The organism is Rhizobium sp. G187 (assembly GCF_051549525.1).
Taxonomy (GTDB): Bacteria; Pseudomonadota; Alphaproteobacteria; order Rhizobiales; family Rhizobiaceae; genus Allorhizobium.
The window spans coordinates 928,795-934,932 of sequence record NZ_JBPUGM010000002.1 but is presented as its reverse complement, the minus strand read 5'-3'; the positions used below and the strand labels follow the sequence as shown (position 1 = coordinate 934,932).

Below are 6,138 nucleotides of genomic sequence, written 5' to 3'. Positions count from 1 at the left end.
GGCAATATCACTCCCAGCGAGTTCGCAATGAAAATGGCTATGGAAAAACAGGCCGCATGAGGCCAGATTGAAAATCCAAGACTCTCTCGAAAACTGGAGGGAAATTGGGTCTCAGGTCATTGAGGCACATCGATTTCTGGAATCTAACGAGCAGTTCGGAAAGATCGTGGTGAGCCTGTGACGGTTATTCACGATGTTGATGAATGAGCCTCTGTTACCGAAGCTCGGTTGGCTTGCACGGCAGCAAGCCATCTGGATTTCTGTATCTCATAAAGTGGTGCCCCAGACCCTCCATTCCGTTAGGCCCTACTCCAGCCGCGAACCTCGGGGCAGCTGATGTCCGCGACTGGCGCAAACCAGATACCAACACGCCTCACTCCGGCAACAACACACTCGCCAAATCCAGCGGCGCCGCGAAGGGCTCATACCCCGTGCCGCCCTCGCGCCGCAGCTTGCCGTCGATCATCAGATGCGCATGGCCGTGGATCTGGGACCAGACCAGTTGCTCGACGGACGCCCTGCCCTCCGGCGTATCCAGCTTCATGCGTTTTGCCACCGGAGCAGAGATTTCCTCCAGCACGGCGTGGGCGGCGTTGGCGGGCGGGCCCAGTGCTGGATCGTCCCAGTCGAGGCGGTTGGCGGTGAACATCAGACGGAAGAGATGCGGGCGGGACGTGGCGAAGGCGAGATAACCGCGAGAGGCAGCCCGCAATTGTTCGGCCGGATCATCAGGCACTGCCGCCATGGCGCTGCGCATCGAGGCGGCAAACAGGCGAAACCCCTCGACGGCAAAGGCTGTCATCAGGTGGCGCAACGACGGAAAGTGATGCTCGGGGGCGGCATGGGATACGCCCACGCGTGCCGCCAGCTTGCGCAGCGTCAGGCCCTCGAGGCCGCCCTCCTCTAGCATCGCGAGCCCGGTTTCGATCAGAGCCTGGCGCAAGTCGCCATGGTGATAGGATTTCTGTTTCGCCATACCCCTGCTTACCCCCTCCCGAACCTCTCTGTCAAAGCCATCTTGACATTGCCAAGTTTTCCTTCACTCTTAATCTTGTCACTGTCAGGATGAGGTTTTGATGTCCCACGATCAGGTATTTTCCCTGGCCAGCAGCACCGCCATGGTTGGCTGGCTCATGCTTATTCTCCTGCCCCGCTGGCCGGTGCTGATCGCCTTCCTCCGCTATGGCCTGATCGGCGCGTTATCGCTCACCTATGCCGTGCTGATCTTTGTCTATTTCTCCCGCGTCGAGGGCGGTGGCTTTGGGTCGATCGCCGAGGTGCGGGCGCTCTTCATGAGCGATCCCGTTCTGGTGGCCGGCTGGGTGCATTATCTCGCCTTCGATCTCTTCATCGGCACCTGGATTGCCGCTGAGGCCGACAAGCGCGGTTACAACAGGCTGCTGCAGGTGCCGGTGCTGATCGCCACCTTCATGTTCGGTCCGCTCGGCCTCCTGCTCTTTTGTCTCACCCGCGCCTTAGAGGCGGCGCTGACCCTGCGAAAGGTCTGATCGATGACCATGCTCTTCAATGACAGTGTTGCGCTGTCCCCAGCGCCGGACCTAACAACTGCCGAGCAAAGAACCCGCCGCGTGCTGGTGGTCGGGATTGGTTTGTCTGTGGCACTCGCCTTTCCCAGCCTGATCGCGCTTGGCCTCGACGACCGATTGATCAACGACATCACGGTATGGAGCAAGCCGCTGAAGTTCCAGGCCTCGCTCGCCATCATGCTCGCAACGCTGCTTCTCCTCCTACCGCTGATCAACGGACGGACGCGGGCCGGATGGGGCGTCTTTCTGGCAAGCCTCGTCGCTACGATCACGGCCAATGGTGAAGTCTTTTACATCACCCTGCAGGCAGCCCGCGGGCGGGCCTCGCATTTCAATGACGCAACGTCGCTTGAGGCCACGGCCTATAGCGTGATGGGTGTGGGGGCCGCGCTGCTTGTGCTGTCGAGCCTCGTGATCGGGGTCTACATTCTGCGCCGCCCGAACTCAGATGCGCCCGCCGGCCTGCGGCTCGGCGGTGGCTGGGGCCTCGTACTCGGCAGCCTCGCAACGCTCGTCACCGCCTTTGCGCTCGGCGGCGGTCAGATCGATGGTCCCGGCCATTGGGTGGGCGGCATCAAGACGGATCTCGGCGGCCTGCCGCTGTTCGGCTGGTCGCGCACGGGGGGTGATCTGCGCGTGCCGCATTTCTTTGCCACCCACATCATGCAGGCATTGCCGATCCTCGGTCTGGTCTTGGATCGGGTCGCGCCCCGCTTCGCCAGACTCGGCATCGCACTCGGCGCCGTTTTTTCCGTTGCGGTGGTCGTCGCCACCTTCGCGCAAGCGGTGCAGGGGCGACCGTTCCTCTAACGACGAATTCGGCGCGCGTGGCGGCCGGCGTCAATTTTGGCCTGTCGCCTGCGCGCAATCGGGACTAGAAGTCGGTGTCCGCGACGCCACCGACTCACACGCACGCCTCCGCCGCGGCCAGCAGGCCCCCATGCATGATATCCGCCCCCTCATTCCGCTGCTCGTCACCGCCGGCATTCTGATTGGCGGCAACGGCCTTCAGGGCACGTTCGTCTCCCTGCGCGGCATCGAGGAGGGTTTCAGCACCTCCGTGATCGGCATGGTCGGGACCGGTTATTTCCTCGGCTTCGTCATCGGCTGCGTCTATGTCACCAAGATCATGCGGGCGATCGGCCATATCCGCACCTTCTCGGCCCTGGCGGCGATCGCCTCGGCCGCATCGATCATGATGCTTTTGGTGATCGACCCGATTTCCTGGTTCCTCATGCGCCTCGCCCAAGGCATCTGTTTTGCCGGTCTCTTTGCGGTGGTCGAAAGCTGGCTGAATGCCCGCGTCGACAATTCGACGCGGGCGCGCACGCTCTCCGTCTACCGTTTCGTCGACCTTGGCTCAGTGACGGCCGCGCAGTACATGATCCCCCTTTTCGGGGTCAGCGGCGTCGATCTCTTCGCCATCATCGCCATGGCCCTATCGCTGTCGCTCGTGCCGATTTCCTTTGCCGACAAGTCGAGCCCGGCGCCACCCAAGGATGTGAAATTCGACATCCGGGTTCTCTGGTCCGTATCACCGCTCGCCACAGTTGGCTGCATCATCATCGGACTGACCAATTCGAGCTTCCGCTCGCTCGGGCCGATTTATGCAGATGGCATAGGCATGTCGGTGACCTCGATCGCCACCTTCATGAGCGTCGGCATCTTTGCCGGCATCGTGCTGCAATATCCGCTCGGGCATTATTCGGACAAGCTCGACCGACGCGTGATCATCCTTTTCGCCACGCTCGGCGCACTTCTCGCGTCCCTCTTCCTCGCTTTCTTTGCCGGCAATGGAGAGATCGCCAATTTCATCGGCATCTTCGCTTTTGGCGCCTTCGCGCTGCCGCTCTATTCGCTCTGTTCGGCCCATGCCAACGATCATGCCGCCCCCGGCCAGCATGCACTGGTGTCGGCCGGCACCCTGTTCTTCTGGTCTGTTGGTGCTGTGGTCGGCCCTCTGATCGCATCCTTCCTGATGGACGCCTTTGGGCCGCACGCTCTCTTCGCCTATGTCATCGTCGTCCTCGCCTTCTTCGCCGCCTATACCATCGCCCGCATCACCATCCGGGATGCCGTGCCGACGGAGAAGCGGCGGATGCGCTTCCGCAGTCTGCTGCGAACCTCCACCTATTTCAGCAGGCTTGCGACACCGCCCTCGGAGAAGGATGGCGACTGACCGCAGGCATCATGGCCGATGCCTGCGCTGCGACAGCATGACGCCAAACCTCTATTGTCGATGCGGCGCGTCAACTTTAAAAGCAGGCGATCGAAACAGAGGTCATGGCCGTGCCAACCATCTCCCGTCGCACGCTTCTCAAGTCAGCCGCCGTTCTCGGCACCTATGGGGCCGGGCTTGCGGCCATGCCGCGCCTGTCTCAGGCGCTCGCATCGACGCCGATCGGCCTTGAAGCCAGCATCGCCGATACGATGCTCGACGGCAAACAGCCGACCCGAAACGTCATGCGCTATGCCCTTTCCGGCGAGGCCACAGCCGATCCCTCCCCGCCGATCCTCAGGGTCAAACGTGGCGAAACCTTCCGGGCCAAGCTGATCAACCGGCTTGACGAGCCAACCACGGTGCATTGGCACGGTATCCGGCTGCCGAATGCGCAGGATGGCGTGCCCTTCGTGTCGCAGCCTTATGTCTATCCGGGCGATAGCTATGACTACGCGTTTGCTCCACCGGATGCCGGCACCTTCTGGTACCATCCGCATTGCAACACACTGACCCAGATGGGCAGCGGTCTAACCGGCATGATGGTGGTCGAGGATGATGCCGATCCTGTGTTTGACGCGGAACTTGCGCTCAACCTTCGCGATTTCCGGCTCGGCAGCGATGGACAATTCATCGCGCCGTTCAAGCCGCGCGATGCCGCAAAGACCGGGACCTTCGGGACACTGCGCACAGCAAACTGGACACCGGAACCGGTCTATGACGTTCCGGCCGGCGGGCTCGTCAGGCTGCGCATTCTCGCGTCCGATGTCACGCGCATCTACAATTTGCGGCTTTCCGGCGCCGATGCGGAGATCATCGCCATTGACGGACATCCGGTGCCCAGCCGCATGCCACTCGACATGACGGTGGTGGCACCCGGCCAGCGGCTCGATCTGGCGCTTCGGGTCGCAGACCAGGAGGGCGCCGTGATGGCTCTCGAGGATGTGCGTCCCTCGACGCCCAAGACGGTCGCAAGCCTGCGCGCTGTGGGCTCGTCACTCAAGAGAGATTTGAGAGACTTGGGGCCGCTGGCTGAAAATGCAGGCGTCGATATCGATGTGAAAACCGCAACCCAAATCCCGCTTCTGCTCAGCGCGACGGCCGAAAACACCGCACGGGATTCCATCTGCGGTTCCATCGGCTTTTCCTTCTGGGCGATCAACAAGGTGCCTTATCCCGGCGATACGCCCGATCCGACCGCCCCGATCGCCGAGTTGAAGCTGGGCCAAAGCTATATCCTCAATGTCGAGAACGTCACGCCGCATGCCCATCCGATCCATCTGCACGGGATGAACTTCAAGGCGATCGCCTCCAACAAACGGGAAGTCCCGCCGCTCGTCTCCGACACTTTCCTTGTGCTGCCGGACGAAAAGGTCCAGCTTGCGCTGGTGGCCGACAACCCGGGCGACTGGGTGTTTCACTGCCACATCATCGAACACCAGAAGACCGGCATGACCGGCTATTTCAGGGTCACATAATATGAGCCTTACCGAGACCATGCGCATCCATCAGCCCTATCCAGGCATTTTCGCCTATTATGACGGGCGGATTGCCGGCAAGCGCCTGCATTCGGACGCACCGAACTGGCTTGACGACGGCGCCTATGGGCTCGGTGTCGCGAGTTATGCCATCGTCTCCGGTGCCGAAGCGCTGGTTTATGACACCCATATCTCGCTGGACCACGCCCAGGCCATCCGCGATCATCTGGCAAGCCTTGGGGTGACCGCGATCCGCGTCGTGCTCAGCCACTGGCACACCGATCACGTCGCCGGCAATGCAGGCTTTGCCGATTGCCCGATCCTGTCGAACAAGCTGACCTTCGAAACGCTCCAACGGAAGCGCGCCGTGCTCGAAGCCAAGGATCCGCCGATCCGGCCAGTCATCATGCCGACGGAGACATTCGAGGGAGAGACGATGCTGACGGTGGGCGCCATCAATGTTCGCCTTCTGCAATTCGATATCCATAGCGCTGACGGCACCGTGCTCCTGCTGCCGCATCTCGGCGTGCTTCTGGCCGGCGATACGCTGGAAGACACCGTTACCTATATTTCCGAGCCCGAACATACAGGGCGGCACATCGCGGAACTCGACCGGCTCGCCACACTCAACGTGACGCGTATCCTGCCCAATCATGGCGCTGAAGATGTGATCGCTGCCGGCGGCTACCTGCCCTCGCTGATCACCGCCACCCGCGACTATCTCAAGCGCCTGCTTGCACGACTGAACGATCCGGCACTGTCCGACGAGAGCCTTGAAAGCTTCGTGGCGGCAGACATTGCCTCTGGAGCCATCCACTATTTCGCCCCCTATGAAACCGTCCACAGCCAGAACATCGCCGTGCTGCGGGGCGCTGAACCCGACGAATAAGGGGTA

6 protein-coding genes are annotated in these 6,138 nt (G+C 61.6%); 5 read left to right on the top strand and 1 reads right to left on the bottom strand.

Annotated features, from left to right (window positions below; all coding sequences use genetic code 11):
- Window positions 1–373: 373 nt before the first annotated feature.
- Window positions 374–976 carry a TetR/AcrR family transcriptional regulator gene (locus ACSV9I_RS09315; RefSeq protein ID WP_438328513.1) on the bottom strand — a complete coding sequence of 201 codons (603 nt, stop codon included), beginning with the start codon at window positions 974–976 and terminating at the stop codon, window positions 374–376.
- 100 nt (window positions 977–1,076) lie between these two features.
- Between ACSV9I_RS09315 and ACSV9I_RS09310 the strand changes: the two genes are divergently transcribed.
- The 5 genes from ACSV9I_RS09310 to ACSV9I_RS09290 all read left to right on the top strand — a co-directional run bounded on the left by ACSV9I_RS09310 (window position 1,077) and on the right by ACSV9I_RS09290 (window position 6,132).
- Window positions 1,077–1,508 carry an ABA4-like family protein gene (locus ACSV9I_RS09310; protein ID WP_438328512.1) on the top strand — a complete coding sequence of 144 codons (432 nt, stop codon included), beginning with the start codon at window positions 1,077–1,079 and terminating at the stop codon, window positions 1,506–1,508.
- A gap of 3 nt (window positions 1,509–1,511) precedes the next feature.
- Window positions 1,512–2,357: a hypothetical protein gene (locus ACSV9I_RS09305; protein WP_438328511.1), complete on the top strand. Its 846-nt coding sequence runs from the start codon at window positions 1,512–1,514 to the stop codon at window positions 2,355–2,357.
- 130 nt (window positions 2,358–2,487) lie between these two features.
- Window positions 2,488–3,726, top strand: coding sequence for an MFS transporter (locus ACSV9I_RS09300; RefSeq protein WP_438328510.1), 1,239 nt, complete (start codon window positions 2,488–2,490; stop codon window positions 3,724–3,726).
- A 110-nt stretch (window positions 3,727–3,836) separates the two neighbouring features.
- The gene (locus ACSV9I_RS09295; protein WP_438328556.1) at window positions 3,837–5,243 is read left to right on the top strand and encodes a multicopper oxidase family protein; all 1,407 of its coding nucleotides are present in this window, start codon (window positions 3,837–3,839) and stop codon (window positions 5,241–5,243) included.
- A gap of 1 nt (window position 5,244) precedes the next feature.
- Complete coding sequence (locus ACSV9I_RS09290; RefSeq protein ID WP_438328508.1) at window positions 5,245–6,132, top strand: MBL fold metallo-hydrolase; 888 nt, start codon at window positions 5,245–5,247, stop codon at window positions 6,130–6,132.
- Window positions 6,133–6,138: the final 6 nt, after the last annotated feature.